Source organism: Ruminococcus flavefaciens, assembly GCF_900143025.1.
Taxonomy (GTDB): Bacteria; Bacillota; Clostridia; order Oscillospirales; family Ruminococcaceae; genus Ruminococcus; species Ruminococcus flavefaciens_I.
The window spans coordinates 127083-144577 of record NZ_FRCT01000006.1 but is presented as its reverse complement, the minus strand read 5'-3'; the positions used below and the strand labels follow the sequence as shown (position 1 = coordinate 144577).

Genomic DNA, 17495 nt, shown 5'->3' with positions numbered 1-17495 from the left:
ATTCAGCTGCTTTGTGAAGCAGCAACAGGAAAGGAAATCAGTACAGATAATGACACAAAAAGCGATCAACGATACAAATAAATACAGGAAGATGATAAAGCTGCTCATAGCTGCGCTGCTTTTACTTATCTTATTGTTCCTGACGGGAACATTCTGCGACAGGACTGTGGCGGAAACGCTTTTCTCTCCAGATAATACTTTTATTAAGGTCATAACGTCAACAGGGGTCTACCCTATATATGCGGTACAGGTACTGTTTTACGGAGCCCTTTACGAACGGACCCTTCATTCGTCAAAAAGCAAGCAGTTCAAAATGGTTATATGCACCTTTTTTATTCTTACAGCGTTATTCTTAGGATTCAACGGCGGAAAAACCCTTGCATCAAGAAACAACTTAGGAGAAATATTTCCGTCATTCATCGGAAATCTTCCCGTGATAATAATAATCAGTGCAATACTTGAATATCCCCTGTTTTTTATAGGATATTTTTACGCCAAAAAATCAGATGACAAGCTGCTTACACAAAGAATATTCGGACTTTTCATTGTGCTGCTTTTCGCATTTATATCCATGCAGGTGATGAAAAACTTTTTTGACCGTCCGCGATACCGCACCGCAGTCCTCGGATATGAGGGGATAACATTTGTTCCGTGGTACAAACCGTTTACAGGCGCTGAGAAATACGTTGCTGCATACGGTATCAATGCCGACGAATTCCGCTCCTTTCCCAGCGGCCACAGTATATTCAGCAGCCTGTCAACGTGCATATTTCCCTCTCTTGCATGGCTGTTTCCTAAGCTGAAAAATAAGCAGATGCAGCTTTTCGTTGCAGGCTTTATTTTCTGTATCATCATAATGTTCACAAGAATGTTACTCGGAGCGCATTACCTGAGCGATGTCTCCGCAGGAGCTATAATAGGCGTTCTTTCATCTATAGCCTGTGCAGCAATACAGCTTCGCATATCACAAAAAATTACATAAGAACATAAAAAAGCTCCGACAATAGTCGGAGCTTTTAATATTAGTTATTACTTTACGAGACCAATGCCCCAGATAGTGAAGCTGCCGCTTCCGCTTATTGAAACATCGAGGTCTCCTGTTGTATCCTGATAGTAGCCGAGCTCTGCATCAGGACCGCCCCATGTGTACTGCTTATTTCCGTTGACCTTTGTGGTCTTGCCGTTTACAGTTACATTGATGCTGCCCATACCTGAGCTGTTAGCCTTGAATACTATGATGAGTCCCTTGCCCTGTGTCTTGAAGGTCATAGGGCTGCCGCCGTTGAGTGTGTATGAGTAGTTGAGACCAGGGTTATTGTTGTATCCGCCGCCTGACTTCCATGAACCTGCATTGAAGCCTGTGAGGTTCTTAGGATCAACGTTTACACAGTTTGCATACTCTGCGCCGTAAACATACTTAGTTGGCTGAGTATAACCTGCAGACTGGTTCTCGGACTTTAATGCCTGACGTACATAGTATGCCATACAATCAGCTACGAGCTGACCGCCCTTCTGATGTGGGTGATACTCGTCTGTGTAGTAGTCGCCGGGCTGGAGGAAGTTGCTGTTGAATGCCTTTGTAAGAGCATCGTCCATGCTTATTACAGGGATATCGAAGTTCTTGCCGATAGGATACATCTGTGACTGGCTTGAGAAGCCGCCCTTTGCGCGTGTGATGATGATACCTACAGCAGGCTCGTTAGGCATATCAAGGAACTTCTTGATACAGCTCTCGAAGCACTTCTTGTACATGATATCCTCGTGGTCGTTTACTGAGAATTCAAGGAAGATGATATCAGGCTTCTGCTCAACGATCTGCTTTTCGCTGCGGACAAGTCCTACAACTGAAGATGTACCTGAGAGACCTGCATTTATTTCCTTGAAGCTGCCCTTTGCAAAGGTTGTCTTGAGGTAGTTGGAGAAAGGTGTTGTATAGTTCTTGCCCTCTGTGATAGAACCGCCGAGGTAAGCTACAGTAAGAGGTGAACCGCTCTCAGCTGCTGTAAGCTTCTGAGTAAGTCTGTATGTGTTGCCCATGTGCTTTATTGAGCTCTTGTAGAAGTCGATATACTGAGCAGAAGCTGTTTCCTTATAGTTGTCCCACTTAGTTGTGTCAACTGTAGGTGTAGGAGGTATAACGACCTCAGGTACCTTGCCTGCTCCGCCTGTTGTAACTGATGACTTGGTACCCTCTGCTGCAACCAGAACATCGTCTATATAGAAGTCCATAAGGTCGCCTGAGCTCTCAACAGTCTCAACGTAAAGTATCATATCGCCTGCGTTATCGGGAATAGTGAATGATGTATTCTCGATCTTTGTCCATACACCGCTTTCGCAGGTTGCCTTTGCGATAGATGTATAAACTGCGCTTCCGCCGCCGTTGCCGCCCTGCTGGAGAGATATCTGGATATCAGCCGAGCTGCCTGACATCTGGAGAGCTGCAAGACTTATGCTGTATGTCTGACCAGGCTGGAAGTCTGAACCGAGGTTGATAGCTGCACCGTTCCACTCAGCACTTCTGTCTGTAATCAAGAGCGACTTTCCTGATGCGCCGTAATATGCATTATCCGAAACATCAACAGAAGCTGCGCCTCTGCCTGCCCAGTCGCCAACGCCTGAATCAAAGTTATCCTTTATGGAAGCACTTGCTACAGGAACAACTGTTGTTGTAATTATCTCGGGAGCATTTGTAGTTGTAGTAGTTACTACACTTACGCCGCCGTCCAGCTTGCTTGAATAGCTCTCCGGAAGAGTCTTTACAAGACCCAGGAGGAATTTCTGTATAGAAAGTGCATCGTTGCTTGTGATACCAGCGCCTGCTTCTGAAACGTCACCGTTATACTTGCCCTGATCTGAAAGGAAGTATTTGTTTGGATTTGCAAGTGACTGCATGATAGCAACAACGTCGCTCATATCAACTAAACCGTCTATATTTGCGTCGCCCCATACAGTTACCTTTTCGTTAAGAGCAGCCTTGAGGTCAACAGTTGTAGTTGCTACAGGAGCAGCTGTTGTTGTGACAGTGGTCGTAGTTACAGCTGTGGTAGTTGTAGTAGTTGTTGTTGTGACAACAGATGACTCCGAGCCCTTGAACGCATATCTCATAAATGTATAGAGATGAGGCTTTACAGACTCAGCGCCGTGACCGCCGCCGGGGATTGACTGGTAAACATGGTTTACGCCGTTTCTTGTAAGAATATCGCTGTACTGCTTAGGGAATGTACCAACAACAGAGTCGTTTGTACCGCCTGTTATCATAAATACAGCAGGCTCAGGACCTACATCTCTGAACTTCATCTCACTCTCCTGCATACAGCCGGGGTGCTGCATATACATATCAGAACCAGGAGTTATTCCGGGAGCAGGGCAAGCACCGCCAACATAGCCGAATACGTCAGGACGCATAAGACCGCAGTAGATAGCCTCACGTCCGCCCATTGAGAAGCCTGTGATAGCTGTATTCTCTCTGCCTTCCTTTACGGAGTAATTCTCCTTGATGAAAGGAAGAAGGCTTTCTGTAACATCATAGAGGAAGTTATCATACTCTGCACAGGTCTGCTGGTTGATACCGCTCGGACCGTTCATAGTCTTACTTGTGAACATATTCGGTGTAACAACGATGAACTCCTCAGACTTGCCGCTTGACATAAGTCCTGTCATAAGCTCCTGAACGCCCATACCGCTTACCATGTCGTTTTCGCTTCCCATGATGCCGTGAAGAACGAACATTACAGGATATTTCTTGCTTGAATTATAGTTAGGAGGCAGAATAACGTTGCACTTCTTCTGCTTTCCCGTGTATTTGCACATATAAGTCTTATTCTCGACCTTACACTGGCTCTTCTGCTCAACGCCGTTAGGTACGGTTGTAGGCATATCGTTCTTGATCTCAGCATTGAGACCTGATTTAGCGTTGCCGCCGTTGCCTGCATCTCCGCCTACGTTATTGTTTGTGTCATTGAAACCGCCTGCGAAGCCGCTCCAGTCCATTCCGCCGCCGTTGCCGCCCCAGCCAAAACCACCTGCTGAGGTTGAGAGAGGCATACTTGCTGCGATCATCATTGCGGATACGGTTCCGCCGACGATCCTTTTGAGTGTATTCTTTTTCACTCCGATCACTCCTTTTTAATCTTTGCATTTTCTTCACTCCTGAACAGTTCGCCTTAAAACCGAACAGGAAAACTCTTTGGGCATATCGCACAAATGCAGCCGCTCTTCACTCATACAAAACAAATGAATAAACAATATAAAGAAAATCGACTGACATCTTACTGCAAAAAATACACCTAAAACGGTTATTATGCTGAACGTATAGCATAATTGTCTAATATCTTTAATGTAAATATACAATATATAACAGAAAAAGTAAAGATGTTATTAACAACAACGCAATTTTTGATTGTTAATCAGCAATAATCGGTCAATCTTTATTGTAAAATCTTGTTCTATTTTACGCGATTTTAGCACTATTTTTACTTGCACAAAAATTTCAGCAATATTATGTTCAAATTGCTTGCCAAAATTTGCCAAACTCAAAGCCCGATACAGAAACGTTCAGAGCTCATGTTAGTATGTACATATCTTTCAACACACCTGTAATTTTCAGAATAAAGGAGAATTTTCCACCGAATATATGCCATGTTTAACAAAATAATGACGTATTGTATTTAATTAAGTTATTGAAAAATCACATTGACATATTATAATGTATGCGGTAAAATATTATTTGTCTATGTATTAATTTTTTCATACAACTAAGTAAAAAAAGGAGCATAAGAAATGAAAAAGATCAACTCAATAATCAGTGCCGCAGTCTGTACATTATCGCTTACTGCTGTTCCGCTTTCAGCTTCTGCTGACAGTGAAAAGGTATACGGTACAATGAACATACCCTATGCCGAATTCTACAAGGCAGAGATCGAGGACGCATACACAGTTGACGCTGTATCCTCCGCAACTACAAAGGGCAAGTGGGGAATGAACGGCAAGGGCGAGATCGTTGAAGGTACATACAACGACGGCAACGGAACTATCCTCGGTGTAAACTTCCCTGTTGAGGTATCATCAGATGACGTTGATGCACTCAAGGAAAAGTACGGCTTCGTTCCTCTTGACAGCAAGCCTGCTGCATATAAAGAGGTATCTCTTTCAGGCGACACTCTTAACGTATCAAAGCTTGTTGACACAAACGGCGAGCAGACTGTTGACGGCTCTGCGACTGTTTCCACAAACAGCTATTACGGTGACTATCAGATAAAAGTAACAGGCTATCCCGAGAACACTGTTCTTTACGGCGTAATCATCAACACAAAGGAAGATGACCACTATGCTATGCGTCATCTCGAAAATATCTGGAGATCAGGCTCATACGCATGGTCAGCAGGTATCAAGACTGTGGAATACCACGGAAACCACGTAAAATACGAAAACTACGAAAGCTCAAAGGGCAAGACCGTTACCTCTGTAACATTTATCACACTTGACGGATATACTACCGTTAACGTGGGAGAGCAGTATCTTCCTATCAGATTTGCAGGCGAGGCAAAGGCTGAGGACGCTTCCGCAGGCACAGGCAGCACTCCCCTTTCACTTACAGGCTTCCCCGATGACTACAAGAAAGTCATCACCGCAGACGAGGGACTCACAGCTACTGAAACAGAGGTAAGCTATACTGACGCAAAGCCAGGAAAGTACACAGTAAATGTTACCGACGAAAACGGCAAGTACGCTCCTATGACAGCTCAGTTCCTGCTCACAACAGATGATATCCCTGTAAAATTTGCTGACGGCAAGCTTACAAAGGCAGACGGCTTCACCGACGATGACGCTGCAAACTTCCTGAAAAATCTTGCAACAGTTGAGATAAACGATACCTCCTACAGAGCTACAGGCAGCAAGGCTATCAAGCTTTTCAATGAGGACGGCTCTATCAACTTCGATACTACCGTAAGCGACGCAAAGGTATTTGACAGCAACGGCACTTATACCGTCGTTCTTAACTCAACAGGCTACAATGCACCTTACAGATTTGAGGTAAAGAATGAAGCACAGACCACAACTGTAACAACTACAGCTAAGATAACAGCAAAGACCTCAAAGACTGCAAAGACTACAACATCTGCTTCAAGCAGCCCTAAGACAGGCGTAAGAGGAATGGCTGTTCCAGCAGCTCTCCTTGCTCTGGCAGGCGCTACTGCTTTTGCACTCAGAAAGAAAAACGACTGAAGCTTCAATTCCTGACAGATAATTCATAGCACAGATGACCCCCGAAATCAATGCTCGGGGGTCAAGTGCTGAAAGGTTGTAATGTATATGTTATTTATTATTTCGCTCATTATCGCGCTTTTTACAGCGTTTATCCTTGACAAGCCACTAAAAAAATGCCCTGCGGCGTTCTATATTTCGGCTGCTTTACTCACAGCCGCTTCCATATATGTATCTCAGTCCGACATAAGCATAACGAACCGCATAGTAAGAGATTACGTTTTAGGTATATTCTCACGCGGAGCTCTCGGAGCTGCTTTCTGGGCAGTTGTAATGTGGACAGGCGCACTGCCCAACGGCTCAGCTCCCATTAAGAAGCTTATGACTATAAGAGGAGAGCTTTCCATAACTGCCGCTTTTCTTACGTTCTCACACATAGTCACATTCGGCTTGCAGTATGTCCGCAACCTTATAAACGGAAGAACAGGCAGCGGTGATGCTTACAGAGACTTTGTCGTTACCTGTATCCTGTCACTTTTAATGACATTCATCATGGTACCTCTTACCGTTATGTCCTTCAAGACTGTAAGGAAGAAGATGAACGCAAAAACATGGAAGAATATCCAGCGCCTTGCCTATCTCTTCTACGCAATGATATACATTCATATAATGCTGCTTTTCGTGCCGAAGGCTCAGAGAGGCAGAGAGGGCTATTTCCTCAGCGTACTTGTATACAGCGCAGTATTCATAGGCTATGCAGTTCTCAGGTTCAGAAAGTACTATCTTTCAAAGAAGGAAAAGACATCAAGGCTCATTCCGAATACAGTATGTGCCTGTGCATTTATTATCCCGTTATGTCTGAGCGGAATAGTATCAAGAAATACCAATACCAAAACAAGAGTCACAAGCACAGCTCCAAAAGCAGCTGTCGAAGCTTCTGTAAGCGAACAGACACAGACTGCGACCACAGCGGTCACAACATCTGACGGCACCAAAACAACTACCGCTGTCAGGACTTCAACAACAGCAGTATCAACTGCCGATAAAGATACAAAAACCACGGAAGCTGCTGCCGATGAAAAAGCAGAAGAAGTTACCGAAGCCGAAAACACCGAGGAGCAGCCTGAGGAAGCTCAGCCCGAGGAGACTCAGCAGACCTTCAAATATAAGAACGGTACATTTGAGGGCACAGGCGAGGGCTATAACGGAAAGGTCCATGTATCAATAACTATCGAAAACGATACCATAACCGCATTTTCAGCATCTGCCGACGATGACGACCCGGACTTTTTCGACGACGCAAAGAGCACAGTCATTCCTCAGATAAAGAACAGCCTCAGCGCAGACGGTATAGATGCCTGCTCAGGTGCTACATACAGCTCCAAGGGCATCATAGAAGCTGCAAAAAATGCTCTTGAACAGGCTTTGAATTAATGACAATAAAGATAAAAGGCGGTATCACCGCCTTTTTCTTATATCCTGCCAGATAAGCAAGCATATCCTACAGCCACAGCTTTATTGATTAAAAATATTATTTTTGTTGCAATGCGGTTGACGTTTCAACAATATTTGCCTATAATAAAAAGGTAGTATTTCAAAGTAAAAAAACTAATGATAATCTTTATTACATGGAGGACTATAATGAAAAAAAACGCCTCAAGAATGTATTATCTTATATTTTCGTTGATCGCTGTTATAATAGCGGGCTTTATCGCCACATTGCTCCTTATCACTTCGCCTCCGATCCACGTTGTGCTTTTACATTCAGCCATAACCTTTTCTTCGATAATAAGCCTGTTCATTATCCCGAAGCCGTTCTTCAAATCGCAGAACTGGTTTTATAAACTGCTTTTTTCCGCAGTATACTGCACCGCAATGTACTTCAAAGCAAACGACTATATACAGGTAAGTATCGCAGACAATGAATATGATATCATCAAATGGCTTCTGCTGTGGGGCATACCTGTTCTGATATACTATGCTTTCAGTCTTGCCGATAAGCTGCTTACAAAGCAGTACGACAAGAAAAAACGTTTCGGTATTATCTGGAAAAGCTGGGCGGTATACTACTCCCCTGCCTTTAAACGCGGCAAGGACTCCCCAAAAATCAAGCTTCGCATCTCAGGTCTCATAAACACATTGATATTCCTGACAGCTACACTTTGCATCGCCGCCACCATTTACCTCAAGCTCCAGTTCCCAAGCACCGACCTCAGCGTTATCCTGTTCACTCTCAGATTTATACAGGGCGGCATCACAAAGGAAATCGCATATATAATAGCAGGTTTTGTGATAGCACTTGTCATTGCGAACGGCTTTTTTATTGTAAGCTCAGTCATAAAAAGCAATCAGGACAAATATGAATTGAGAAGTCCCGACAGGTCAGAGTCCTTCGTTATGACAAAATCAGAAATGACAAAGGGCATATTAAAGGAAGTACCGCTCATAGCTATGCTTGCTTCTTCTGTTTTTCTGCTTGCCAATCAGGTAAGTCTTAAAACCTACATCAAAAACCAAAGAAGCTCGTCAACAATATACGAGGATCATTACATCAAACCCGATATGAGCCTGCTGACATTCCCCGAGAAGAAAAAAAATCTGATCTACATATCCGCCGAAAGTATCGAAAACGCCTATACTTCATTTGCAAACGGCGGTATTCAGGACAACGATCATATCCCAAACCTTATAAAGCTTGCCTCAGATAATATCAATTTCTCCAACGATAACGACCTCGGAGGACAGTCGATATTCTATCCTGCTATAAACTACACTATGGGTTCATGTGTTGCACAGACCTCGGGAATATCCTTCATGCCCTTCTTTTCAGGCATAATCAATCAGGAAAATCCCACAAACGCTATCCTTCCCTCTGCCGTAAAGCTCGAAAAGCTTCTCAGTGATGCTGGCTACAATCAGACCTTCATCAGAGGCGAAAAGGCTTCATTTTCGGGTATAGACATATACTTCGGAAAGGAAAAGAACTCTGAGCTCATAGATTTTTTCAACGCTGTAAAAAAAGGCTTTATCCCCGAACGATACGATCATTTTGGTTTTGATGATGCAAAACTCTTTGATATTTCAAAGCAGGTCATCTCTCAGCTAGCACAAAAAGACGAGCCCTTTGCAGTAACACTTTACACTCTCGATACACATATGCCTGAGGGCGGATACAGATGCAAGCTTTGCGATGACAGCGTCACCGATGACAGATCAGCCTGCATAGAGTGCTCTGACCGCCAGATAACAAACTTTGTACATTGGGTGCAGGAACAGCCCTTTGCAGATGATACGGTAATAATAATCTACGGCGACCACCTTTCTCCCGTTGAAGCAAGAACACTGTTCAGAAACAAGACCTCCGACTATACACGCACCACCTACAACTGTATAATCAACGCTCAGAAAGAGCCTGTAAACGCCAAGAACAGGCTATTCACTCCAATGGATATGTTCCCCACTACATTGTCGGCAATAGGAGTTGATATAGAAGGAGACCGTCTCGGACTTGGTACCGACCTTTTCTCCGATAAGCCTACCTTGTGCGAAGAACTCGGCAAGGATAAGTTCTTGCAGCAAATACAGCTCAACTCCAAATACTTCCAGAAGGAATTCTGGAAAGAGGATTAATGCTCAAACGTGTTATAACCTCGATACATAATATAAAAACTTATACTGTTTATCGGTGGAAACCTTTCTGAAGAAGGCTTCCTCAAACAAAAGAGCTCCTTTTTCAAAAGGGGCTCTCTTAATATCAGTACAAAAACTGTTACATTAGCATCGCGGCTGTGCTGTTTTATATTCAGATATAGTACATGGGTTCGGATTTTATGCTGTTGAGCTCGTTATATCTGTCGGCAAGAGTTTCCAGAGTTATTTTTTCGGAAAAGCTGCACATATAATCGGTTATCGGCTCCCACAGACAGTTATTGATAGCTGTATTGGCATCTGAAAGAAGGTCGTCGCTGAATGTTGTAAGGGAGAAAATGGTTTTATCAAGTGCATTGACTATTTCGTTGAGAGTAATGTCCGAAGGCTTGCGTGTAAGGATATAGCCTCCGCTTGCGCCCTTGATGCTGCTTATTATACTTGCCTGTTTTAAAAGCGGGATTATCTGTTCGAGATATTTTGCAGAGATATTATTGCGCTCTGCAATAGCGTTGACCTTGACGACCTTTCCGCATCGTGAATTGACAGCTATGTCTATCAGCGCTATTATCCCACATTCTACTTTAGTAGATACTTTCATAAAGTCACCTCATTCCAATTTATAGTATTCCTATTGATATACTAAGTATAACATATATCCGGTTTAATTTCAAGGCTTAGAGTTATAGATTTTATTTATAACCTGTATTAAAGCAGGGGAATACTATTGCCGAAAAACAGAACGCTCCGTATTTGCGGAGCGTTTTGCTTATGGTATTTAATGAAAGGTCTCAGGTTCAGGAAAGTCCCAGAAGGAGCTTCTGTATAGCCTGAGCGTCACCGACAGTAAGTCCGTCGCCGTTGAGGTCAGCGTTAGCCGCGCCTTCTGCGGTGATGTGGTGTTCGTCTGTTCCCTTTTCGCCGTACTTATTAGGATTTGCAAGAGCCTGCATAACGAGAACTACGTCGCCCATATCCATTTCACCGTCGCAGTTAGCGTCGCCCTTATAACCAAGCTTAGTATCGCTTGTAGTTACGGAAGAAGTCGATGTAACTGTAGTAGTTGTTGTAGTAGTTGTGGAGCTTGTACCTGTAGTTGGAGTAGTTGTAGTAACTTCGGGTGTTTTGGCAGCAATGTCCTCAAAGAATGAGATGTTCCAGATAAGACCTGCCTGCCAGTCAAGATCGGTAGCATTTACTGACCATGCTTCAATAGAGTCGGCATAGCATTTCTGCGGAGGTGTTTTGTCGGGATTAAGACCGATACCCTTTACATAGTCATCAGCTAACCATGTATAAGGACCGCCTGCCATAACTCCGTCGGGAGCCTGCGGCAATGTCTTGTCCAGTTCATATCCCCAGTATTGGTCAACGGGGTTCTTTGTATGATATGAACCGCAGCCTGTAACGTATGATAAGCCCATTGCATTTCTGCCGAAGATGTAGTCTATAGCCTGCATAGCACCGTTCAGGTACTTGCTGTCGCCTGTTGCATCGTAAGCATAAGCCATTATAATAGCATTATTTGTAATTCTGCTGTTAGAGCCCTGATCGTAGCCTGCGAATATCTCATTGGGATAAGTATAATAATCAAGCCACTGTACCTTCTTATACGGAACACCCATAGCACCGTTTTTGGTGTCGTTTTCAAAATCAAGGTACATATCAGCAGTAGCCTGAAGATTTTCTTTTATTTTCGCCTTATCGGCAGCAGAGGTCTTATCGCTGAGATAAAGTGAGATAGTACCGCAGCCTATCTTATTATTTCTGTCGAAGGACGAGAATACTCCTTCTGAGTCGTAGCCTAAAGGCAGATAGTTCGGAACACCGAAAGCGCAGCACTGTTTAGTTTCATCGGACGTTACGGTGCTCTTGAAGTCCTTCAGATAGTTATAGTAAGCTTCATCGCCTGTAGTGGCAAAAAGCTCGCAGGCTGCCCAGTAAGCTTCGTCCTGAACGATATCGTTGTAGGAATTAGGGTCGGAATATGAAACAAATGGAGTAAATAAAGGATCACTTTCATCGCGGTAGTAATATTTATCGTTATCTATATTGAATTTCTCTTTATATTTCAGAATTGCTGCCCATGACTTCTTTGCGTGTTCAAGACACTCATCGGCAAAATCATCGTCAATGCCCTTCCAAAGACGTGCAGCCTGTGCTGCGCAGGCTATCATATTGAATGTAGCTCTGTATGAAGGTGGATTTATGATACGAGGTGATTTGCCGTATTCTTCATTCTCATTGATGTAATCCAACGGGGTATAAGCTATCGGGACATAGCGGCTTTCTCTTACCTGATCATATACGAAATCTGCGTAATCCTCACCAAATATAGTATCCTTTTCGGGATCAACTATCATTCTGAACATGAATTCAAGCTCATATCTTGCTTCATCGAGTACGTCGGGAGTAGCGGTACAGTTCACTTCATTTCCGCCTGACAGCTTATACTTATCGGGAATGGTCATAGTCTTTCCGTCAGCCCATTTACCGTCTTTTCCGTTTTTCTTTGAGCTCTCATACATATTCTGGAGGAGCCATACCGCAGTTCCGCCTGTTGCGACAGTTTTAGAATAGGTCTCGGGATCGTACCAGCCGCCCGAAACGTTCAATTTAATATTTGTATCAATATTACCGTAATATGATGATAAAGAATAATTTTTATGCGTGAATTTTTGTACATAAGCTAAATCTTCGTTGCTCCAGTCCATATGAGCAAGCTTGTTCTTTTCGCCCGATGTAATATACTTCTCCTCGGTATCAGCTCCCGAACGCTTCTGATAGTAGTAATTCAGCGCATTTCTGAGCAAGCCCTTATAGACATCATTGCCTATAGTGAATTCGTGGCTCGTACTCATTGACTCGTTATCCTTGTCGTCTACAGCTATGGTATAAGTACCCTCTGTTTTTACCTTTGAGAAATCAATGATATGACAGTATTCTCCTGCCATTTCATCATAGTCCGCAGGCACGGTCTTGCCTGTGTATACAGTCTTGCCGTCCTTGTCAACCACCTTGAAGTCCATAGCTTTTTTGTCCTTGGTTGTGACATAGGTAGCCTTTTTGTCCGAGTTCGGGTAATAGCCCATTTGATTGAGGCGGACATTGTTCTTGGCTTTGATAATGCCTATATTATTTGATTCAGGCCAGCCACAGGTAGCATTGGCGGGATCCTCGGCACAGGTGAGACACTCGATGGACATATCGTCGAACCACAGTTCATCGCCTTCTATAGCGTTGCCTTGATATTTTGTGCCTCTTGCATACTGAAATGTCCACTGACAGCCGTCAAGGTCTTCGGTAGGAGTAAATATACCCTCATATGTCTGCCATTCCGTTTGGAGCTTTACAGCTGTGGCCGGCCAAGATCCGTCCATATGGGGACCCATATGCATATCATTTGTATTACCGTCAAGCACGAAATACTCATCACTGTCGGTAATAGTGCCGATAAATGAAGACAGCTCCATGCCCTCTCTTTTGCTCTTGGCTTTAAAGCTTACCTTGTACTCATGACCTTTTTTGAAGCTGAGACCTCTGTGTCTGAACTGAAGATCCCATTTTTCTTTATCAGCACCTTGGGGTACTCTGACAGTGATGTGGAACGCTCCGTCATTGACCTCGAATTCCTGTTTTGCAGGGGGTGCTTCGGTGACGTGCCATGGCAGAGATTTTTCCTCAAATGTGCTCTCACCGAGTACCTGAACTGTTGTTTCTGCTGCCATAGGTGAAATAACCGTAGTTGACGCAGCAAGTGTTGCAAGCGACATTGCGCCTGCCATGATTTTTTTTAGTTTTTTATGCATTTGAAACCCTCCCTTATCAATCTGCATTTATAAAATTATTATACATGATTGCCTTGCAGATGTCAAGGTTTTTTGTTGAAATATACAAAGAAACTCCGCGCTGTAATGCAGGAAGGAGTGCGCCCTGTCTGAGAAAAAATCAGCTAAAAAGTCTTTGGAAAGGGGTTCGGGGAAGGACCTTTCTGAGGAAAGGTCCTTCCCCGATAAAAAGTATAAACTGCTGCATAAATATTGCGGCTGTGTTGTTTTTATTTTCTTGCCTTTTCGGCGAGGATATTTTTTACTGTATGCTTGGGATCCTTAATGAGCATATACACTACCCATACCACCAGAGCCAGAGCAACTACGGATATTCCAAGGAATGCATCATTGAGCATATCCTTTGGGGCTGGATTGAAATAATCTGCTCCGACTTCAATATACTCGACTACTGCGTCCACCAGCCACATAAGCGAAGCTCCCCAGAACATATAGAGGAGAACTCCTGTTTTCAGCTCTCTTGCCTTTGCGCTCGAATACCATACAACAGTTGAGATAACTGCTGCGATAACTGTGATAAGCAATGTCATACTGTTGCACCTGCCTTCTTTTTATCGTTTTTCTGCGAAGCCGCTATCTTATTCGTAACGATGACTGCTCCTGCCCACACAGCCGTGACCAGAACCGCCATTGCCGAGCCCGAGGTAGCCATTTCGTGAAGCATCTCCGCAGTGTCGGCAGGGTCGTTTGCAGCGGTCAGGAACGGGAAAAAGGGAGTTACCTCACCGTGCCATACGTGCTCGAAAGCAAGCAGTCCCGAGCCGCCCCAGAGCATACCGTTGAGCCATTTCAGTTTCTCGGAAAAGCGCAACTTATTCTCACTGCCCTTGCTGTCCTTACTGCCTTCCTTTTTCTTCACTACCTTCTGAATAACAGTTGTAACTACTGCCTCTGTTGCAGGTACTATAAAACAAGCCATAATATATTCCTCCTGATTATTTATCCCAGCCGAGAGCCTTTCTCTTGGCTTTCATGTCAGCAACTATCTTTTCGCCCAGCTTTACGGGGTCTGTATCTACGTTCATTGAAGAACCGAGAGTTTCGAGAGTACCGTATTTCAGGAACTCGATAACGTTCTTCGAGCCGTATATCTGCGCTTCTACACAGTGATAGGAGCTTATGCCGTTGAGTCTGAAGCCCAGTGCGGCATCTATGCCCTTTTCGTTGCCCCATTCGGGAGAAGAAAATGCAAATGGCATTTCGTATATCTTATGTCCGAGAGCCCCTGCAATGCCTGCGAAAATTCCCGATGAACGGGTATTGTCTATACATTCGCCAACGTGCCATACAGGCGGAAGGTCGGGCTCCAAGAACTCTCTCAGGCTGTCCCCTGCCTTTTCCTTGCCCGATACAGCACAGTAGCCAAGCTTCATAAGTGGGAACGATGCACAGCCGTTGGACAGTATCAGCACGTTATTTTTCAGCAGTACGTCCGCAACATCAACTATACACTTCTCATACAGCACCTTGGGATTGTTGCAGCCTACCATATTCACAACGCCAAGTATCCTGCCGTCCTTAATAGCCTCGGCAATGGGCTTGAAGCTGCCGAAACGCTTGCAGAGATACTCTACGGAGAAGCCTACCTCAGCTTCTACCTCATAGGGCGGTATGTAAACAGGTATGCCCTTTCTTGCCTCGAAGCTCTCGATAGCACGACAGACTATCTTTTCTGCAAGTGCCTTAGTCTCGTCGATATTTGAATGGTGATGATCGTACTCATAACGCTCTGCTCCCGGAAGTCTTGCAGACTCACTTGTAGTAACGACTGTAGTCTTAAAGCAGTGTGCGACTTCCATAATAGACGGGAATACGTCCTGAACGTCCGCAACCCACAGATCAAGAGCACCCGTGCCGAGAACAAGCTCCGCAGATACAGCATTTGAGAGGGGTATAACGCCTGCATAGCGGTACATAGCCGAAAGTCCCGAACAGCATATACCGTAGAAGCGTATGCCCTTTGCGCCCTTTGACTTTGCAAGCTCTATAAGGTCTTCACGCTTGCCTGCTTCCACTATCTGACTTACCAGCAGGGGCAGATGACCGTGTACTGCGATATTTACATAGCCCTTTTCAAGTGCGCCTATATTCACCTTTGAGGTAACTCTGTCACCTACGCCGAAAAGGCTGTCCGTAGCGATAGAAGCTCCCACAACTCCGGAGAAAGTAAATGCAAGTCCGCATCTCAGGAACTGCTGCATTACCGACTTCCAGTCGCCGTCAGTGGCACAGCCCGACTTGTGATAAGCCTCGAATACCTCGTGGTACGCGCTTATGGGGAGTATATCCAGCTCCTTCCAGACCTTCTGTCTTTCGGGAACTGCACAGGCGGAAATGGTCTTGTACTCATCGGGAACTGTCCTCGATAAATCGTCAAGAAGAGCGTCGGCAAGGTCTTTAGCAACATTTTTGAGCTGACGGTTCTTCTGCTTGATGCCGAAAGCCTCGGCTGTAGAGCGTATCTTCTGCTCACCCAGGATAGGTACGTCCAGCTTGCCCTCTGCCGCCCATTTAAGTGCAAGCATGACCTCTCTTGCGTGCATACCGTGCTGTGCAGCACCTGCCGCAGCGGAACGGAGCAGATTTCTCGCAACTATAAGGTCAGCGTCAGCACCGCAGACACCCTTCGGAGCCTTTGCTGTGATACGGCAGGGTCCCATATTGCATATCTTGCAGCATATGCCTGCAAGTCCGAAATTGCACTGAGGCTTCTGTTTGTCAAAGCGGTCAAAGGCAGTATCTATACCAAGCTGCTCCATACGCAGAAGCATTTCCCTTACAGCAGGGTCGGGAGTTTGCTCGATAACGTCCTGCTTTGTAGGGAAGGTCTTTCTGTACTCGGAAACTGCGTTCATGTAGTCCTTTATAAATGCCTGCGGGTCGTCCTGTTCACCCTCGCCGTGACTTGCTTTCAGTATGACTGTAGGTATACCGTGCTCGTCAAAGCCTATGATATTTCGGTGTGAATGGATATGGGCAGGCGAATCGTCATGGGTATGATGAGTATGCTCATGCTCGTGTTCATGTTCATGATTATGCTCATGACAGTGGTCATGGTTTTTCTTGCTCATTATATCATCTCCTATAAATACGATAGGTTAATTATACCACATTATTCTGCAAACATCAATACTAATATTAAAGAGTTTATGACAATAAAATCAATGCAAAAATGCATTTAACAACCTCCGTTTTTTACACCTGAGGTATATCTTTTGCGTTAATCAATGGTTTTCCGTTGAAAAAATGCGTTTTTCAGCCCTATTATAGAAAGGCGCAGCGTGACGCTGCACCCTTGCTCCACGCATTAATTCTTATGCGTGACATATTATCTCCGCGAGCATTATCCATGTAGTGGGAGGGCGACGTCCTCGACGTCCCGAATAAAAATGTACATCGCGTTGTTGACTTATATGGGCGAACAATGTTCGCCCGTCATTCCAGTTGCATATAAAACGTTTTGTGTAGGGGACGACGTCCTCGGCGTCCCATTTGATGACAGGGAGTCACCCTCATCGCCCCGTGTGTTTCCGTATCAATTAGTGCTGATGTGGGCATCAGCCCCTACAGGCTAACGGCTGGCGGACTGCCAAAGGCAGCCCCTACAGTGTCATTTATACTTGCTTCGGGATTGACGGGAGCCCGAGGGCGGGCTCCCCTACAATTGGTCATTTGTACTTGTATTGTTGCTTGTGGGCTGTCGGGGACGCCAGCCCCTACAAAGCCAAAGGCAGTCCCTACGGTGTGTCATTTGTACTTGCTTCGGGATTTACGGGAGCCCGAGGGCGGGCTCCC

At 44.8% G+C, this 17495-nt stretch carries 10 protein-coding genes; 4 read left to right on the top strand and 6 right to left on the bottom strand.

The window, feature by feature from the left end:
* Nucleotides 1-13 precede the first annotated feature (13 nt).
* Nucleotides 14-982 carry a phosphatase PAP2 family protein gene (locus BUB28_RS08220; RefSeq protein WP_207647094.1) on the top strand — a complete coding sequence of 323 codons (969 nt, stop codon included), beginning with the start codon at nucleotides 14-16 and terminating at the stop codon, nucleotides 980-982.
* 47 nt (nucleotides 983-1029) lie between these two features.
* Here BUB28_RS08220 and BUB28_RS08215 read toward each other — a convergent pair whose 3' ends face one another.
* Nucleotides 1030-4110: a carbohydrate binding domain-containing protein gene (locus BUB28_RS08215; RefSeq protein WP_072950512.1), complete on the bottom strand. Its 3081-nt coding sequence runs from the start codon at nucleotides 4108-4110 to the stop codon at nucleotides 1030-1032.
* Nucleotides 4111-4779: 669 nt separating this feature from the next.
* On the opposite strand from BUB28_RS08215, the gene BUB28_RS08210 reads away from it, so the two are divergent.
* The 3 genes from BUB28_RS08210 (at nucleotide 4780) to BUB28_RS08200 (ending at nucleotide 9834) form a co-directional block, all read left to right on the top strand.
* Complete coding sequence (locus BUB28_RS08210; protein ID WP_072950511.1) at nucleotides 4780-6225, top strand: NPXTG-anchored protein; 1446 nt, start codon at nucleotides 4780-4782, stop codon at nucleotides 6223-6225.
* Nucleotides 6226-6312: 87 nt separating this feature from the next.
* Nucleotides 6313-7638: an FMN-binding protein gene (locus BUB28_RS08205; RefSeq protein WP_072950711.1), complete on the top strand. Its 1326-nt coding sequence runs from the start codon at nucleotides 6313-6315 to the stop codon at nucleotides 7636-7638.
* A gap of 207 nt (nucleotides 7639-7845) precedes the next feature.
* Nucleotides 7846-9834, top strand: a complete 1989-nt coding sequence (locus BUB28_RS08200) for an LTA synthase family protein (RefSeq protein WP_072950509.1) — start codon at nucleotides 7846-7848, stop codon at nucleotides 9832-9834.
* A gap of 172 nt (nucleotides 9835-10006) precedes the next feature.
* Here the strand turns inward: BUB28_RS08200 and BUB28_RS08195 are convergent, their stop codons facing one another.
* The 5 genes from BUB28_RS08195 to cooS form a co-directional block, all read right to left on the bottom strand.
* Nucleotides 10007-10453 carry an Rrf2 family transcriptional regulator gene (locus tag BUB28_RS08195; protein ID WP_072950507.1) on the bottom strand — a complete coding sequence of 149 codons (447 nt, stop codon included), beginning with the start codon at nucleotides 10451-10453 and terminating at the stop codon, nucleotides 10007-10009.
* 196 nt (nucleotides 10454-10649) lie between these two features.
* On the bottom strand, nucleotides 10650-13661 hold the full coding sequence (locus tag BUB28_RS08190) for a glycoside hydrolase family 9 protein (RefSeq protein ID WP_072950506.1): 3012 nt from the start codon (nucleotides 13659-13661) through the stop codon (nucleotides 10650-10652).
* Nucleotides 13662-13909: 248 nt separating this feature from the next.
* Nucleotides 13910-14230 carry a hypothetical protein gene (locus BUB28_RS08185; RefSeq protein WP_072950504.1) on the bottom strand — a complete coding sequence of 107 codons (321 nt, stop codon included), beginning with the start codon at nucleotides 14228-14230 and terminating at the stop codon, nucleotides 13910-13912.
* Complete coding sequence (locus tag BUB28_RS08180) at nucleotides 14227-14619, bottom strand: hypothetical protein (RefSeq protein ID WP_072950503.1); 393 nt, start codon at nucleotides 14617-14619, stop codon at nucleotides 14227-14229. Before BUB28_RS08180 ends, BUB28_RS08185 begins: the two co-directional genes overlap by 4 nt.
* Nucleotides 14620-14635: 16 nt before the next feature.
* Nucleotides 14636-16771: an anaerobic carbon-monoxide dehydrogenase catalytic subunit gene (cooS, locus tag BUB28_RS08175; protein WP_072950501.1), complete on the bottom strand. Its 2136-nt coding sequence runs from the start codon at nucleotides 16769-16771 to the stop codon at nucleotides 14636-14638.
* Between the last annotated feature and the right edge of the window lie 724 nt (nucleotides 16772-17495).